The following is a 14,876-nucleotide window of genomic DNA, read 5'->3' on the forward strand; positions in this document are numbered from 1 at the left end:
CCCTCCGCAATCGCAACCTCCAGATACGCCGGCTCACACCCGTCCAGACATATCGCAACCGCACAAACCTTCGGCACCGGATACACCCGATCATTCGCAAATATCGGCTTCTGTATGTTCATTCCCGTTCCTCTTTCTCAAGCAGCCAGTTTGGCGCGTTCATCCAGTGCCGCCTGCGGCGGCGCAGCATCGTTGACCCCCATTTCCGAAAGGGTTTCGGCGGCGGCGGCCACGACCTGCCGCATCACGTTTTCGTCCATCTGCCCGATACAGCCGATGCGGAAACTGTCCACCACGGTCAGCTTGCCGGGATAGATGATGAACCCCCTGGCCTTCATCAGTTCGTAGAATTTCGAGAATTCGAAACCGGCCGCGGCCGGGCAGAAGAAGGTCACGATGATCGGGCTCAGCCAGCGATCCCTGAGCAATGTCTCGAAGCCCAGATCGCGCATGCCGCTTACCATCACATCGCGGTTCTGCGCATAGCGCGCGCCCCGCCCGGCGACACCCCCCTCGGCCTCGTGCGCCTTCAGCGCCTCGAGAAAGGCCGCGACCACATGGGTCGGCGGGGTGAAACGCCACTGGCCGGTCTTTTCCATATGCGCCCATTGGGCGTGAACATCCAGGCTGAGCGAATGGCTGTTGCCTTTTGCCGCCGCCAGCTCGGACTTGCGGGCAATGACGAAGCCGAAGCCCGGCACGCCCTCGATACATTTGTTGGCGGAACTCACCATCGCCTCGTAGCGCACCTGCGCCACTTCCAGCGGGATCGCCCCGAAGGCCGACATGGAATCGACCAGCAGCTTGCGGCCCGCGGCATAGGTGACTTCGGAGATTTCCTCGACCGGGTTCAGGATGCCCGAACTGGTTTCGCAATGGATCGCCACCACATGGGTGATCGCCGGATCATCGGCAAGAATTCGGGCCACCTCGTCGCCACGTGGCGGCAGGTAATCGCCCTTGTCCAGAACGATATGGTCGCGCCCAAGATATTTCATCGTCAGCGCCGAACGCTGCCCATAGGCGCCGTTGGCCAGCACCAGCGCCTTGCCGTCGCGGGGGACGAAGCTGCCCAGCATCGCCTCGACCGCGAAAGAGCCGCTGCCCTGCATCGGCACGCAGTCGAATTCCTCTGCCCCCGGCCCAAGCAGGGCCAGCAGCCGGGATCGCATCTCGCGGGTCATGGCGCGGAAATCATCATCCCAGCTGCCCCAGTCACGCAGCATCGCCTGTTTTACCGGATAGGACGTGGTCAGCGGCCCCGGCGTCAGCAGGTAGGGTTCGCCCAGTTCGGGAGGGGTGATTGCGGTCCGGGGGGTCGTCATCTTCAGCCTCCTAATCGGCATCTTGCATTCACCATTGCAGGATTTCTTTCCATATGTGAAATTGCAAATAACGATTGATCCATAAGCAGCACCAATACATTTTCCGAGGGCCCATTCATGCGCCACAGCCAGTTGAAAGCATTCCACTACGTCGCCCTGCATGGCGGGTTTTCGCGCGCGGCCGAAGCGCTGTTCCTGACCCAGCCCGCGATCTCGGAACAGGTGCGCAAGCTGGAGCAGGATCATGACGTGCTGCTGTTTCACCGCGAACGCAAGCGGGTCCAATTGACCGGGGCCGGCGAACGCCTGTTTCGCCTGACCAAGCATTATTTCGAGATCGAGGAGCAGATCGGCGAATACATGTCGGAAACCCGCGCCGCCGTGGACGGGTCGCTGCGCATCATTGCGGATTCCGCCCATCACGTGACGGACATCCTCAGCGCCTTCCGCCAGCGATATCCCAATGTCAGGGTATCGCTGCGCACCGGAAACTCGGACGAGGTGATTGAAGAGCTGCGCGCCTTCAACGCCGAGGTGGGCGTTGCCGGCAGCCTGACACCGGGGCGCGACATGGACACGCTCAGCCTGGGCGATACGCCTATCGTGGCCTTCGCGGCGAAAGGGCTGTTGCCGAAGGGCACGTCCAGCATCACCCTGCGCGAGTTGGCGGACCTGCCGCTGATCTTTCGCGAAACCGGTTCAAAGACGCGGCAGAAGCTGGAGGAGGAGGCCGCGAAACAGGGGCTGTACCTGACCCCGGCAATCGAGGCCGAAGGACGTGAGGCGGTGCGCGAGGTCGTGGCCTCGGGGGCCGGCGTCGGGTTTGTCTCGCAGGCCGAGTTCGGCCATGACGAAAGGCTGGTTCAGATCGCGTTGAAGGACACGGATCTGCGCATGGGCGAATCCATCCTGCACCTGTCGCAGCGCCGCGAGGTCAAGGTGATCCGCGCTTTCATGGACTTCGCCCGGGCGCGATCCGGCTGAGCCTAGTCCTGGTCACTCTCCGACATTGTCTCGATCAGCCGTGTCTCAAGCAGCTGACCACCGCGATAGAGGATCGGATAGCTGACAGACGCGATATGGCTGTTGATCTCGCGCAGGGCGCGCACCACCTCAAGATGAATATCGCTGGAATCGAAGCTGGTCTGGGTTCCTTCCGTCAGCCGCTTCAGGTGCTTCTTCCGGCTTGACCGCTCAAGCCGCGTCATTTCCGACTTTTCTTCCAGCAGCAGGCGTGCGCTTTCCAGATCGTCCGAAATCAGGACATTCGACGCCAGGGTCATGTTGGCCATCATCCGTTCGTGAATGTCGGTCAGCTCCTGGTGTCCAGCCTTGGAAAACTGAATGCCTTTCTGCGATTTTTCCTCGGCCAGCGGCAGGATCAGCTTGACCACCAGATCGCCCACGGTTTCCAGCGCGATGGCGTATTCCGTCAATTCGCGCGCACGTTTCTTTTCCTGTTTGGTGGCAGCATCGGCCGGAAAATCCGCCACGAACCGGCGGATACCGTCCAGGCCATCGTTGACGATCGTATCGCGGGCGGTGATGGCATTGGCCTGGTTTTTTTCGTAGGTGCCGAAGAAATCCATGATCGGCGCGGCCATTCCCTCGACGATCTGCGCCATGCGCAGAACCTCCCGTTTCAGGTTCGCAAGCGCGAGGCTGGGGCTCTTGAGCGACGCCTCGTCCAGGACCGACCGGTGCAGCTGCGGCAGATCCTCCTGCTGCACGTCGGCGGCGGGCAGGAAGCTCTGCACCGGGCGCTCCAGCAGACGGCAGAACGGCAGGGTCAACAACAGGAGGGCGTTGAACGCGAGATGCGCGTTTATCAAGGTCTGCTGCTCGCCCATCCAGGCCAGATAGGGCAGCACCGGCAACCGGTTGACCACCAGGAGCGCCACGATCGCCCCACTTCCGCGGATCACGAAATTGGCTACCGGCACGCGGCGCGCGACCGGACCCATGTTGCGCGTCAGCCAGACCGGGATGATCGCGCTGCCAAGATTTGCCCCCAGCACGAGCGAGACGCCCGCCGCCACCGGAATGGCATCAATCGCCACCAGTGTCACGCACATCAGGATGACCGCGACGCTGGAATGCATCACCCAGGCCAGCACCGCGCCGACGATGAAGGCGGTGACGAAATCGCGTTCAAGATAACCCGCGATGGAAGGCAGGAAGGCGCTGTCGCGGATCGGGTCCATGGTTTCGCGCAGGAACCGCAGCGAGATCAGGATGAAGGCGACCCCCAGGATGATACGGCCCGCCTGTTTCAGCTTGCGGCCATCGGACTTGATGAAGAACCCGCCCCCCAGCGCCAGCAGGAACGGTACCAGCCATTCCAGTTTGAACGACAGGATCTGGATCAGCAGGGCCGAGCCCAGATCCGCCCCCAGCACCACGGCCAGCCCGGCCGGAAAGGCGAGGGTGCCGGTGCCGAAGAACCCCGCGACCAACAGGCCCACGGCGGCGGAACTTTGCAGCACCACCGCCAGCACCAGACCGGTCGCCGCCGAACTTACGGGCGAGCCGGCGGTGGTGACGACCCGGCGGAACGATGCGCCGAAGGCCCGTTCAATCCCGGTCCGCACCATGCGCACGGCATAGAGAAGCAACATCGTTGCCCCCATCAGCTGCACCAGGAAATAGAGTATGGTCATTCAAGGGCCCCTGTTGCTGTCACCGGGACAGGTGTGATCGGCGCCGTCAGCATGTCGCCGCCTCAGGCACTACCGTCACCACATTGATCTGCCAGGCGTCGAAACTGGCCGAAAATTCCTTGCCCGGCGCCCTGTCCGTGACAACGGTATCCACATCCCCGCCATCACACATCACCAGCGGGGCCGGCTGGCCGAATTTCTGGTGATCGGCCACCACGATCGCGTGACAGGCCTGCGCAATGACTGTCCGGGCAAGGGCCGCTTCGCTTGGGGCCGACAGCAGGAACCCGGTCACCGGATCAATCCCGTCCACGCTGAACACGGCGAAATCGAACCGGAACCCCTGTACATAAGCCTCGGTTTCCTGCCCGAACGTGCCCCATTCCGTCTCGCGCAGTTCTCCGCCCGCCAGAAAAACGCGGTTACCGCGCCGTTTGGCAAGCGACTGCGCTACGTTCAACGAGTTGGACACGACAAAGAGGTTCTCATGCTTGCGCAGGGCATGGGCCACGAACGCGGTCGTCGATCCGACATCCAGGAACACGCTGGCACCGTCCGGAATCAGCCGTGCCGCGGCCCGCGCGATCCGGGCTTTTTCGTCGGATCGCTGCCCGAGCCGCGAAAACACACCCGCCCCCGCATGCGCCTCGGGCAGGTAGGCGCCCCCGTGGACCCGGCGCACAAGGTCGGCCTTGGCCAGGGCCTTGGTGCTGCGGCGCACGGTTTCCTCGGACACACCCAGCAATTCGGCGATGTTCGAGTTGCGCGCCGACCCGCCCAGACGGCGCAGTGCATCCAGAACTTCCATCTCGCGGTGATTGCTTGTGTGCTTGTTGGGTTTTTGCATGAATTACTCTCTTAAACGGTCAAAAAACCACAAATACGGTCAACTGTCCATATCCACGGCATATTTCTTGTCGTGGCTACCTGTCCGATAATTGTTGCACTCCTGAAGCAAATGGCTTCTAGCTTCACGCCCGACACCGAACGCCCAACCCCGAGGCCCTGATGAAGAACCTGCAAAAAGTCATCGACGGCATTTCAGTACCTGTCATGGTGCTGGACAACGATCTGCATATATCGATCGCGAACAAGGCGGCCTTTGCCTGTTTCAGCGAGCTCAAGACAGGCGCCGGGCTGGAGAGGCTGGGCGATATCGACTGCGATATTGACACGCTCCTGGGCGAGACCCTGGCCAACCGTGGCTCTGCTTCGATCACCATCGTGACCGACGAGACCTTCCAGCGAGAGTTTCTGGTGTCGGTGGCAACGGTTGCCGATCTCGCGGATTTCCCCGAGCCGACCCTCGTGGTGACCTTCGAAGATCAGACCCCCCTGCGCGTGGCCAAATCCATGCGCAGCGATTTTGTTGCCAACGTGTCACATGAAATTCGCTCGCCGCTGACGGCAATCTCGGGATTTGTCGAGACCCTTCAGGGAGATGCCAGCGACGACCCGGAGGCGCGCAAGCTGTTTCTGGAGCTGATGGAAAAAGAGGTTGCACGGATGACCAACCTGGTCTCGGACCTCCTGTCGCTCTCCAAGGTCGAGGCCAAGGAACGCCGTGCCCCCAAGAATCCGCTGGATCTGAACCAGGTGATTGACCAGGCGGTCGAATCGGTCGCCTCGCTCGCGCGGAAACGCGGCAAGGCGCTTGAATGTCAGGTCGCACCGTCCCTGCCCTCGATCCGGGGCAAGCGTGACGATCTGGCACGCGCGCTGATAAACCTGCTTGAAAACGCGATCAATTACAGCCGTGAAACCGGTAAGATCACCCTGGCCGCCGGGCTGGCACCCGAGGACAACCCCCTGGGCACCGAGGCCGTGCATGTTTCCGTCAGGGACGAAGGCGAAGGCATCCCCGCCAATGAAATCCCGCGTCTGACCGAACGGTTTTACCGCGTGGACAAGAGCCGCTCGCGCAATGTCGGCGGAACAGGGCTGGGGCTGGCGATCGTCAAGCACATCCTTGTGCGCCACCGCGGCGTCCTGACCATCGAAAGCACCGTTGGCAAGGGTTCGACATTCACCGCATACCTGCCCGTCGCTGCACTGCAGAAAACTTAACGCTGTCACCAAACTGTTACAGAATCGTCGTAATCGTGTTTCACGCGCCGCCCACACAGGCGCCGTCCCAGCCGGGGCCTATGAGACACGTTAAGGAGACATCATGTCTGTTCGCCTGAAAACACTTGCAGCCACCACCGTGTTGACCGCTGCCATCGCCGCGCCTGCCATTGCGCGCGATCAGATCAACATCGTCGGTTCGTCAACCGTATTCCCGTTCTCGACCACCGTAGCCGAGCGATTCGGCAAAACCACCGATTTCAACACCCCGATCGTTGAAAGCACCGGTTCGGGCGGCGGTCTGAAACTGTTCTGCTCGGGTGCCGGCATCGACACGCCCGATATCACCAACGCCTCGCGCCGCATCAAGTCGTCCGAAGTCGAACTTTGCGCCGAAAACGGCGTCAAGGACATCGTCGAAGTCAAGATCGGCTTTGACGGCATCGTCATGGCCAACTCGCTGAACAGCGAGAATGTTGAAATGACCCTGCAAGACGTCTTCCTGGCGCTTGCCAAGGACGTTCCCAACGGCGAAGGCGAAACCCAGCCCAACCCCTACACCATGTGGAACGAGATCAACCCCGACCTGCCGGCGGTGAAGATCGAGGTTCTGGGACCGCCCCCGACATCGGGAACCCGCGACGCCTTTGCCGAGCTGGCCCTGGAAGGCGGCTGCAAGACCTTCGACTGGATCAAAGCCCTGAAGAAGGAAGACAAGAACGCCTACAAGGCGCTGTGCCACACCGTTCGTGAAGACGGCGCCTATATCGAAGCCGGCGAAAACGACAACCTGATCGTTCAGAAACTCGAAGCCAATCCCGACGCCTTCGGTGTCTTCGGCTTCAGCTTCCTCGAGCAGAACAGCGACAAGGTTCAGGGCTCGATCATCGACGGCGTTGCGCCCGAGTTCGAACTGATCGCTGCCGGCGATTATCCGATCGCCCGTTCGCTTTACTTCTACGTCAAGAAAGATCACATCGGCCAGGTGCCGGGCATCGAGGAATTCCTGGCTGAATTCACCTCGGAAGACGCCTGGGGCGACGAAGGCTACCTGACTGACAAGGGCCTGATCCCGCTTGGCGAAGAAGAGCGTCAGGAATGGGCCGACAAGGTCAAGTCGCTGTCGCCGCTCAGCATGTAAGACTTCCTGCTTCCGGCCCGGATGGATTTTCCGGGCCGGAACACCGCTGCCAAATATCCAAAAGAGAGCATGCCCATGCCTGACGGGACGTTGATCATCACCCGGTCGGACCGGCCACGCTGGCGCGACAACATCATCATCGGGATCATGGCCGCCGCCGCCGGTGTGGCTATTCTGGTAACGCTTGGCATCGTGTTGTCCCTGGTTTTCGAAACCCTTCTTTTCCTTGAAAAAGTTCCGCTGAGAAATTTCCTTTTCGGCCTGGAATGGAGCCCCCAGACCGCGATCCGCGCGGACCAGGTGGGCGCCGAGGGAAGTTTTGGGGTTCTCCCGCTTATCAACGGCACGCTGCTTATCAGCGCCATTGCCATGGCCGTCGCCACGCCGCTGGGGCTGACATCGGCCATCTACCTTTCGGAATACGCCAGCAAGCGCGCCCGCGACTGGGTCAAGCCGGGCCTCGAGATCCTGGCCGGTATCCCCACCGTGGTTTACGGCTTTTTCGCCGCGCTGACCGTCGCGCCCTTCATCCGCATGACCGGAGGCCAGTTCGGGCTCGAGGTCGCGTCGGAAAGCGCCCTGGCCGCCGGGATCGTGATGGGCATCATGATCGTGCCGCTGATCTCGTCGCTGTCGGACGATGTGATCAACGCCGTACCGCAATCGCTACGCGACGCATCGCTTGGCATGGGCGCCACCCATTCCGAGACCATCCGCAAAGTTATCATGCCCGCCGCCCTGCCCGGCATCGCAGGTTCGCTGCTGCTGGCCACGTCGCGCGCCATCGGCGAAACGATGATCGTGCTGATGGCCGCCGGGCTTGCCGCGCAGCTGACCCTCAACCCGTTCGAGGCGGTGACCACCATCACCGTCCAGATCGTCGCCCTGCTGACCGGCGACCAGGAATTCGACAGCGCCAAGACATTGTCGGCATTCGCGCTTGGTCTGCTGCTCTTTGTTCTGACGCTGATCATGAACGTCATCGCCCTCAGGATCGTCAAGAAGTACCGGGAACAATATGATTAACTTCACACAACAGGCAGGCTTCGGCCTGCGCCGCCGCCAGAGGGCCGAAACCCGTTTCCAATGGGCCGGGCGTGGTGCGATCATCATATCCCTGGCCTTTCTTGTCACCTTGTTCGCATCGATCATCAGCAACGGTTTGGGGGTCGTCTGGCAATCGCAGATCGCCGTGACGGTTGACCTGGGGCCGGACGAGGTTGATCCCGAGGATATCGGCGGCGCGAGCTTCAACAGCATCGTCAAGAAGGGGCTGCGCGATGCCTTCCCCGAAGTCGAAAAGCGCAGCGACAAGAAGCTTCTCTATGGCCTTGTCAGCTCGGAAGCGGCATTTGAGATCGAGCGCCAGGTAAGCAACGATCCCACGCTGCTGGGGGAGGAACAGACCCTGTGGGTTACCGCCTCGGATGATGCCGACCTGTACATCAGCGGCCAGGTCGATACCGACTTGCCCGAGAAACAGCGCCGGATTTCCGATGCCGAGATCGCGATGCTCGACACGATGATCGAACAGGGCAAGGCGCGCGAATCCTTCAACCGCGGCTTCTTCGTCAATGGCGACAGCCGCGAACCCGAGATCGCCGGCATTCTCAGCTCGCTGGCGGGATCGGCGCTGACGCTTCTGGTCTGCTTCCTCCTGTCTTTCCCGCTCGGGATCGGTGCCGCGATCTATCTTGAGGAATTCGCACCGAAAAACCGCATGTCCGACCTGATCGAGGTGAATATCAACAACCTCGCGGCGGTGCCGTCCATCGTGTTCGGCCTGCTGGGGCTGTCCATCTTCCTGGGGTACATGGGATTGCCGCGCTCGACCCCGCTGGTCGGGGGTATGGTGCTGGCGCTGATGACACTGCCCACCATCATCATCGCCTCGCGCGCGGCGCTGCGTTCTGTCCCGCCATCGTTCAAGGAGGCCGCCCTGGCCCTGGGCGCGACGCCGGTCCAGGCGGTGTTCCACCATGTGCTGCCGGTCGCGATGCCCGGCATGCTGACCGGTGCCATCGTCGGCATGGCGCAGGCGCTTGGAGAAACCGCGCCGCTTCTGATGATCGGCATGGTGGCCTTCATCGTCGACGTGCCCACCTCGGTGCTGGAACCCGCCACCGCGCTGCCGGTTCAGATCTTCCTCTGGGCGGATGCGCCGGAACGCGCCTTTACCGAGAAAACCGCAGCGGCGATCATTATCCTGCTGACCTTTCTCATCATCATGAACTTGATCGCGATCCTGCTGCGTCGCAAACTTGAAACGAGGTTCTGAAAATGGATCAGACTGTAGTCAACGCTCCGAAAGCGCCGGACGCTACCGCGAACAAGCCCGCCGCGCCAGGTCCGCAAGAAGAGGCCCAGACAATGGAAAAACCCTTCATCCAGGCACGGGATGCCAAAGTCTTCTACGGTGAGAAGCAGGCCCTTTTCGACATCAACCTCGATATCGAGGCCAATCGCGTCACGGCGCTGATCGGCCCGTCGGGCTGCGGCAAATCCACCTTCCTGCGGGCGATCAACCGCATGAATGACCTGATCCCGATCTGCCGTTTCGACGGCAGCCTGTCGATCGCTGGGCAAGAGGTCTATGACCCGGCCGTCGACGTCGTCGCGCTGCGGGCACAGGTCGGGATGGTGTTCCAGAAACCCAACCCTTTCCCCAAGTCGATTTTCGAGAACGTTGCCTACGGCCTCAAGATCCACGGGCTTTCAAGCTCGAAATCCGAGATGGCGGACCGGGTGGAATGGAGCCTGAAAAGCGCGGGGCTCTGGGACGAGGTCGCCGATCGCCTGGATCAGCCGGGCAACAGCCTGTCGGGCGGTCAGCAGCAGCGTCTTTGCATCGCCCGGACCGTCGCGGTGGCCCCCAAGGTTATCCTGATGGACGAACCCTGCTCGGCGCTCGATCCGATCGCGACCGCCAAGGTCGAAGACCTGATTGACAGCCTGCGCAAGGATTACACCATCGTCATCGTCACCCACTCGATGCAGCAGGCCGCGCGGATCTCGCAGCGCACGGCGTTTTTCCACCTGGGAAAACTGATCGAGGTCGGCGACACCAAGGACGTCTTCACCAACCCGCGCGAAGAACAGACCCAGAATTACATCACCGGACGTATTGGCTAGGATCGCAATCATGGAAGCTACCCCACATATCATGTCGCGCTACGACAAGGATCTGAGAAAACTCGAACGCCGGATCCTTGAAATGGGCCGCCAGGTGCGTGACCAGCTCAGCGAAGCTACCGAGGCGCTCGAGAATTTCGACGCCGGCGACGTGGAACGTCTGGTCGCATTCGACCGGACGATCAATGGTCTCTACCAGGACATCTATAGCCGGTCGGAACGGCTGATCGCCCTGCGTCAGCCGATGGCGCTGGATCTGCGGCAGGTGCTGCTGCCGATCAATATCGCCCACGAGCTGGAACGCATCGGCGACCATGCCAAATCGACGGCCAAACGCGCGGGCCAGCTGGCCCAGTCCGACACTGGCGGGCCGGCGCGGGCCGTGCTTCAGGACATGAGCGAAAAGCTCCAGGAGATGCTCAACGACGTCCTGCGCGCCTATGAAAACGGCGATATCGAGCTTGCCGCGGAGATCCGCGACCGCGACCGGGAAATCGACCAGATGAACAAGGCCATTTTCGAGATGCAGGTCGAGACGATCTCGGGGTCACATAAGGACGGCGAGGTACAGTTTCACCTCGTTCTGCTGGCCCGTGGTTTCGAGCGCGTCGGCGATCACATCGTCAATATCGCCCGCCACGTGCACCAGATCGTCACCGGCATCGATCTGAAAGCTGCGGACTGACAGGTTTGCCGATGCGCTTTGATCTCGTTAGTAAGGAACCGGACAACGCCACCCCACGGACGCGACGCTTGAACCTTTCCAATCCCCGCCTCCTGCTCATCGAAGATGAGCCTTCGCAGGTTGAACTCCTGCGCTACAACCTGACGAAACAGGGGTTTGACGTCCGTGTCGCCATGGACGGGGAAGAGGGCGTGGACGCGGCAAGAGAGGACCCGCCGGACCTCATTTTGCTGGATTGGATGCTGCCCAATCTCTCGGGGATCGAGGTTTGCCGGCAGCTGCGGCGCGACAAGGCCACGCGCGAAGTGCCGATCATCATGCTGACCGCCCGCTCGGAAGAGCGCGACAAGGTGCGTGGCCTGGATGTGGGCGCGGATGACTATGTGACCAAGCCCTATTCGGTCAAGGAACTGATCGCCCGTGTCCGCGCTGCGCTGCGCCGGCCCGCCGCGCGCGTGGCCGACAGCAAACTGGCCAGCGGCAAGATCGAGATCGACCTGGAGAAGCACAGGGTCACTGTCGGCGCCAAGGATGTCACACTCAGCCCGACCGAATTCCGGCTTTTGATCACGCTGATGCAAAGCCCCGGGCGGGTGTTCTCGCGCGATCAGTTGCTGGACATGGTCTGGGGCATTACGGCGGATGTCGATACGCGCACGGTTGACGTGCATGTGGGGCGTTTGCGGCGGGTTCTGGATGGCGCCGGAGGCAAGGGCCTGATCCGCACGATCCGCGGATTTGGCTACGCGCTCTCGACAGACTGAGCCGGCCAGACCGCGAAATCTGCTACCACAGGTTGATATTTCCGGGCATTCCCCCGCGGGCGATCCCGCATAGGCTGTCATTGTTGTGAATGACCACCAGTTGCGCGACAGTTGTAGGAATTACAGCTGCTTGCAATGACTGGATGACACCCGATTTCACCACGGCCAAAGACGTGTCCGAATATCTGCTGGATCGGACAGGCAAGGCTTTGATGAGCGGTGATTTCGACCTGTTTGCATCATGCTTCGTGCTGCCGCATGTGATAGAGACATTTCAGGGACGCCGGACGGTTGAAACCGTCGATGATCTGAAAAAGGTGTTTGACGGCGTTACCGCGTATTTCAGACAGAAGAACGTCACCGAACTGGCCCGGCACTGCGTCGAGGCCGAATTTCGAGACGACGACACAATCGTCGCAACGCATATGTCCCGCGTGGTCAGCGGCGCAAGACTGGTCCAGAAGCCCTATCCAGTGATGTCAGTGCTGCGCAAGATCGGCGAAAACTGGATCATCTCGGACAGCATGTACGCGATCGAGGATCAACCCGCCCATGCCAAGGCCCTGTCCGGTTAGGCGGGCGCAGGCGTGGCGGCAAAACAGCGCCGGAAAGATCCGGCGCCGTTCCGTAGTCGATCGCCAGGCGTTCACGCGGCCTTGGCGGCCTCGATCGACGCTTCGAGGATATCCAGACCTTCGGCAAACACCTCGTCCTGGATCGTGATCGGCGCCAGGAAACGCACGACGTTGCCATGCACACCACAGGTCAGCAGCACCAGGTTGCGGCTCAGCGCCTCGGCCCGAACGCGGTTGGCGAAATCCGCATCCGGGGCGCTGCCATCCGCGGTATTGAACTCGGCGGCTACCATGAAGCCGGGTCCGCGGATGTCGACCAGTTGCGGCGTGTTCTCACGGATTGCTTCCAGACGCTGTTTCATGCGCGAGCCCAGTTCGTTGGCACGCGCACAGAGGTCTTCCTCTTCGATCACGTCCAGCACCGCGTGGGAGGCGGCCACCCCCAGCGGATTGCCCGCATAGGTGCCGCCCAGCCCGCCCGGATCGGCGGCATCCATCAGATCGGCCCGGCCGGTCACCGCAGCCAGCGGCAGGCCGCCCGCCAGCCCCTTGGCCATCGTCGTGATGTCGGCGGCCACGTCGTAGCCTTCCATCGCGAACATGTGGCCTGTGCGGGCAAAACCGGTCTGCACCTCGTCAGCGATCATGACGATGCCATGTTCGTCACAAAGCGCCCGGATGCCGCGCATCAGCTCGGCCGGCGCCGGATAGAACCCGCCCTCGCCCTGCACCGGCTCGATGATGATCGCGGCCACCCGGCCGGGATCGAGATCGGCCTTGAACAGGCCGGTCAGCGCGTCCATCGCATCCTTAGGGCTGCTGCCATGCAGTTCGACCGGGAAAGGCACGTGATAGACATCGGGCATCATCGCGCCAAAGCCTTTCTTGTAGGGCACGACCTTGCCGGTCAGGCTCATCCCCATGAAGGTACGGCCATGAAAGCCGCCGCCAAAGGCGATGATCGCCGGACGACCCGTCGCCGCGCGGGCAACCTTGATCGCGTTTTCGACCGCCTCGGCACCGGTGGTGACGAAGATCGTCTTTTTCTCGAAATCGCCCGGCACCAGATCATTCAGCCGCTCGGCCAGCTGGATATAGTTGGCATAGGGCATGACCTGGTGGCAGGTATGGGTGAAAGACTGCAGCTGTTTTTCCACCGCGGCCATCACCTTGGGGTGGCAATGGCCGGTATTGACCACGGCGATACCGGCGGCAAAGTCGATATAGCGGTTGCCTTCGACATCCCAGACCTCGGCATTGCGGGCCTTCTCGGCATAAACCTGCGTCATCATCCCGACACCACGGGCAATCGCCGTATCACGCCGGCTGCTCATTTCCGTATTCAGCATGGTAAAATCCTCATCTTGTCCGGGCCGCCCGGCCGGGCGGCACACCGGATAGACAATCGTTTATCAAAGCTGCCGGACGAAACAACCGGATTCCGGGGGGTCGGTGAATAATTTGATCAAATTGCAATGGCAAAACGGCCGAAGGCCAGACCGGTTGGAGGACCAGCGGTCTGGCCGGCGTCCGGCGTCGCGGTCAGTTGCTGTCGGAATGGCCCGAATGACCGGCCTGTGTCGCCGCGTCCGACCGAGGCTCGACCGTGAAAACAACGTCCAGCTCGCCCGCCTTCTCAAAGACCAGCGTTGCCTTGATTTTCTCACCGGACTCGAACGGGTCGCCGCCCAGCCCCATGAACATCACGTGATAGCCGCCCGGCGCCAGTTCGACGGATTGTCCGGCCGGGATGGTGATGCTGTCGACATGAGTCATCGTGGCGATCCCGTCTTTTTCCTCTGACAGATGCAGCATGACCCTGGGGAAATCGGCGCGGATTTCCAACAGGTTATCATCGGTCTCGCCGTGATTGACGACCGTCAGGTACCCGGCGCCGGATTTGGCCGCGACCGGGGTTTCGAAGGCCACCGGATGCTGGATTTCCAGATCTGCCAGCTTGAAGTCATGGGCCGTGGCAAGCGTGGGCAGACCAAGGGCAAGCGCCACCATAACAGGGGTGAGTTTCATGATATGTCTCCTGAATTTTCAGCTCCCGCCCCGTCGAATATGCGGAGGCGGTGATGTCAGTGTTGAAAAATGCCCGCCGATGACGGCGGGTATCACGAGACGGGAGGCGCCCTGGACCGGGGCAGAAACCTTGCAAAAACAAACGCTTCCGGCGGGTGTGGCAACGCGGGCGCCGTGGCGTAAAGCAGATGTGGCGCGCTGCCGGGCAGTCGGGACATGGCGGATGTATCGGTGGTGTCCACCAGCGCACAAAGCTCTGCCTCCTGCGATATCTCGACAGGCTCGCCCTCGTCGCTGATGCGGATGGTCCGCAAACCGTCGCCGGTGCAGATCACCAGCACCCGGCCATCCGCCAGCCCCGCCGCGGCCAGCAGGGCCGAGCCCTGAGGCAGGAGGATGCCTAGGCATAGCAAACCAAGAAAAACGTATCTGGCGACCATCGCGTTCATGCGCTTTCCTTAGCGGATCGCCCCGGCAGTGGAAAGCCGCGAAACCAGTT

Annotated in this window: 14 protein-coding genes and 1 pseudogene; 9 read left to right on the plus strand and 6 right to left on the minus strand. The window is 61.6% G+C overall.

The features are described 5' to 3' along the window. Positions 1 to 137: 137 nt before the first annotated feature. A complete protein-coding gene (locus AAFO92_RS10905) occupies positions 138 to 1,325 on the minus strand; it encodes a 2-aminoethylphosphonate--pyruvate transaminase (RefSeq protein ID WP_347534958.1) in 1,188 nt (395 codons plus the stop codon). A 117-nt stretch (positions 1,326 to 1,442) separates the two neighbouring features. Here AAFO92_RS10905 and AAFO92_RS10910 point away from each other — a divergent pair, with 117 nt between their 5' ends. After that, a complete protein-coding gene (locus AAFO92_RS10910; RefSeq protein WP_347534960.1) occupies positions 1,443 to 2,309 on the plus strand; it encodes a LysR substrate-binding domain-containing protein in 867 nt (288 codons plus the stop codon). A 2-nt stretch (positions 2,310 to 2,311) separates the two neighbouring features. Here AAFO92_RS10910 and AAFO92_RS10915 read toward each other — a convergent pair whose 3' ends face one another. Next, positions 2,312 to 3,985 carry a Na/Pi cotransporter family protein gene (locus AAFO92_RS10915; RefSeq protein ID WP_347534962.1) on the minus strand — a complete coding sequence of 558 codons (1,674 nt, stop codon included), beginning with the start codon at positions 3,983 to 3,985 and terminating at the stop codon, positions 2,312 to 2,314. A gap of 46 nt (positions 3,986 to 4,031) precedes the next feature. Continuing rightward, positions 4,032 to 4,832: a DeoR/GlpR family DNA-binding transcription regulator gene (locus tag AAFO92_RS10920; RefSeq protein WP_347534964.1), complete on the minus strand. Its 801-nt coding sequence runs from the start codon at positions 4,830 to 4,832 to the stop codon at positions 4,032 to 4,034. 161 nt (positions 4,833 to 4,993) lie between these two features. Between AAFO92_RS10920 and AAFO92_RS10925 the strand changes: the two genes are divergently transcribed. The 8 genes and pseudogenes from AAFO92_RS10925 (at position 4,994) to AAFO92_RS10960 (ending at position 12,349) form a co-directional block, all read left to right on the plus strand. Beyond that, the gene (locus tag AAFO92_RS10925; protein ID WP_347534966.1) at positions 4,994 to 6,052 is read left to right on the plus strand and encodes an ATP-binding protein; all 1,059 of its coding nucleotides are present in this window, start codon (positions 4,994 to 4,996) and stop codon (positions 6,050 to 6,052) included. Between the two features lie 103 nt (positions 6,053 to 6,155). Then, positions 6,156 to 7,193, plus strand: coding sequence for a substrate-binding domain-containing protein (locus tag AAFO92_RS10930; RefSeq protein ID WP_347534968.1), 1,038 nt, complete (start codon positions 6,156 to 6,158; stop codon positions 7,191 to 7,193). A gap of 135 nt (positions 7,194 to 7,328) precedes the next feature. Further along, a pseudogene (gene pstC, locus AAFO92_RS10935) lies at positions 7,329 to 8,219 on the plus strand (phosphate ABC transporter permease subunit PstC); the annotation flags it as partial. Continuing rightward, positions 8,212 to 9,471 (plus strand): phosphate ABC transporter permease PstA, encoded by a 1,260-nt coding sequence (gene pstA / locus AAFO92_RS10940; RefSeq protein WP_347534970.1) that lies wholly within the window; start codon positions 8,212 to 8,214, stop codon positions 9,469 to 9,471. The pseudogene pstC and the gene pstA, both read left to right, overlap by 8 nt. A gap of 92 nt (positions 9,472 to 9,563) precedes the next feature. Further along, positions 9,564 to 10,325 carry a phosphate ABC transporter ATP-binding protein PstB gene (gene pstB / locus AAFO92_RS10945; protein ID WP_347535661.1) on the plus strand — a complete coding sequence of 254 codons (762 nt, stop codon included), beginning with the start codon at positions 9,564 to 9,566 and terminating at the stop codon, positions 10,323 to 10,325. Between the two features lie 10 nt (positions 10,326 to 10,335). Further along, complete coding sequence (gene phoU, locus AAFO92_RS10950) at positions 10,336 to 11,010, plus strand: phosphate signaling complex protein PhoU (RefSeq protein ID WP_347534972.1); 675 nt, start codon at positions 10,336 to 10,338, stop codon at positions 11,008 to 11,010. Between the two features lie 68 nt (positions 11,011 to 11,078). Continuing rightward, on the plus strand, positions 11,079 to 11,774 hold the full coding sequence (gene phoB, locus AAFO92_RS10955) for a phosphate regulon transcriptional regulator PhoB (protein WP_347534974.1): 696 nt from the start codon (positions 11,079 to 11,081) through the stop codon (positions 11,772 to 11,774). A gap of 143 nt (positions 11,775 to 11,917) precedes the next feature. After that, entirely contained in the window at positions 11,918 to 12,349 is a 432-nt protein-coding gene (locus AAFO92_RS10960; RefSeq protein ID WP_347534976.1) for a hypothetical protein, read from the plus strand. A gap of 71 nt (positions 12,350 to 12,420) precedes the next feature. Here AAFO92_RS10960 and AAFO92_RS10965 read toward each other — a convergent pair whose 3' ends face one another. The 3 genes from AAFO92_RS10965 to AAFO92_RS10975 form a co-directional block, all read right to left on the minus strand. Further along, positions 12,421 to 13,698: a 4-aminobutyrate--2-oxoglutarate transaminase gene (locus AAFO92_RS10965; RefSeq protein ID WP_347534978.1), complete on the minus strand. Its 1,278-nt coding sequence runs from the start codon at positions 13,696 to 13,698 to the stop codon at positions 12,421 to 12,423. 193 nt (positions 13,699 to 13,891) lie between these two features. Next, the gene (locus AAFO92_RS10970) at positions 13,892 to 14,377 is read right to left on the minus strand and encodes a copper chaperone PCu(A)C (protein WP_347534980.1); all 486 of its coding nucleotides are present in this window, start codon (positions 14,375 to 14,377) and stop codon (positions 13,892 to 13,894) included. 92 nt (positions 14,378 to 14,469) lie between these two features. After that, a complete protein-coding gene (locus AAFO92_RS10975) occupies positions 14,470 to 14,826 on the minus strand; it encodes a hypothetical protein (RefSeq protein ID WP_347534982.1) in 357 nt (118 codons plus the stop codon). Positions 14,827 to 14,876: the final 50 nt, after the last annotated feature.

The organism is Roseovarius sp. CAU 1744 (genome assembly GCF_039839345.1).
GTDB lineage: Bacteria > Pseudomonadota > Alphaproteobacteria > Rhodobacterales > Rhodobacteraceae > Roseovarius.

Coding starts and splice junctions, on each gene's coding strand:
- AAFO92_RS10960 (WP_347534976.1), top strand. CDS start 11,918: ATGACACCCGATTTCACCACGGCCAAAGACGTGTCCGAATATCTGCTG.
- AAFO92_RS10965 (WP_347534978.1), bottom strand. CDS start 13,698: ATGCTGAATACGGAAATGAGCAGCCGGCGTGATACGGCGATTGCCCGT.
- AAFO92_RS10925 (WP_347534966.1), top strand. CDS start 4,994: ATGAAGAACCTGCAAAAAGTCATCGACGGCATTTCAGTACCTGTCATG.
- AAFO92_RS10915 (WP_347534962.1), bottom strand. CDS start 3,985: ATGACCATACTCTATTTCCTGGTGCAGCTGATGGGGGCAACGATGTTG.
- pstB (WP_347535661.1), top strand. CDS start 9,564: ATGGAAAAACCCTTCATCCAGGCACGGGATGCCAAAGTCTTCTACGGT.
- phoU (WP_347534972.1), top strand. CDS start 10,336: ATGGAAGCTACCCCACATATCATGTCGCGCTACGACAAGGATCTGAGA.
- AAFO92_RS10975 (WP_347534982.1), bottom strand. CDS start 14,826: ATGAACGCGATGGTCGCCAGATACGTTTTTCTTGGTTTGCTATGCCTA.
- AAFO92_RS10930 (WP_347534968.1), top strand. CDS start 6,156: ATGTCTGTTCGCCTGAAAACACTTGCAGCCACCACCGTGTTGACCGCT.
- pstA (WP_347534970.1), top strand. CDS start 8,212: ATGATTAACTTCACACAACAGGCAGGCTTCGGCCTGCGCCGCCGCCAG.
- AAFO92_RS10970 (WP_347534980.1), bottom strand. CDS start 14,377: ATGAAACTCACCCCTGTTATGGTGGCGCTTGCCCTTGGTCTGCCCACG.
- AAFO92_RS10905 (WP_347534958.1), bottom strand. CDS start 1,325: ATGACGACCCCCCGGACCGCAATCACCCCTCCCGAACTGGGCGAACCC.
- AAFO92_RS10920 (WP_347534964.1), bottom strand. CDS start 4,832: ATGCAAAAACCCAACAAGCACACAAGCAATCACCGCGAGATGGAAGTT.
- AAFO92_RS10910 (WP_347534960.1), top strand. CDS start 1,443: ATGCGCCACAGCCAGTTGAAAGCATTCCACTACGTCGCCCTGCATGGC.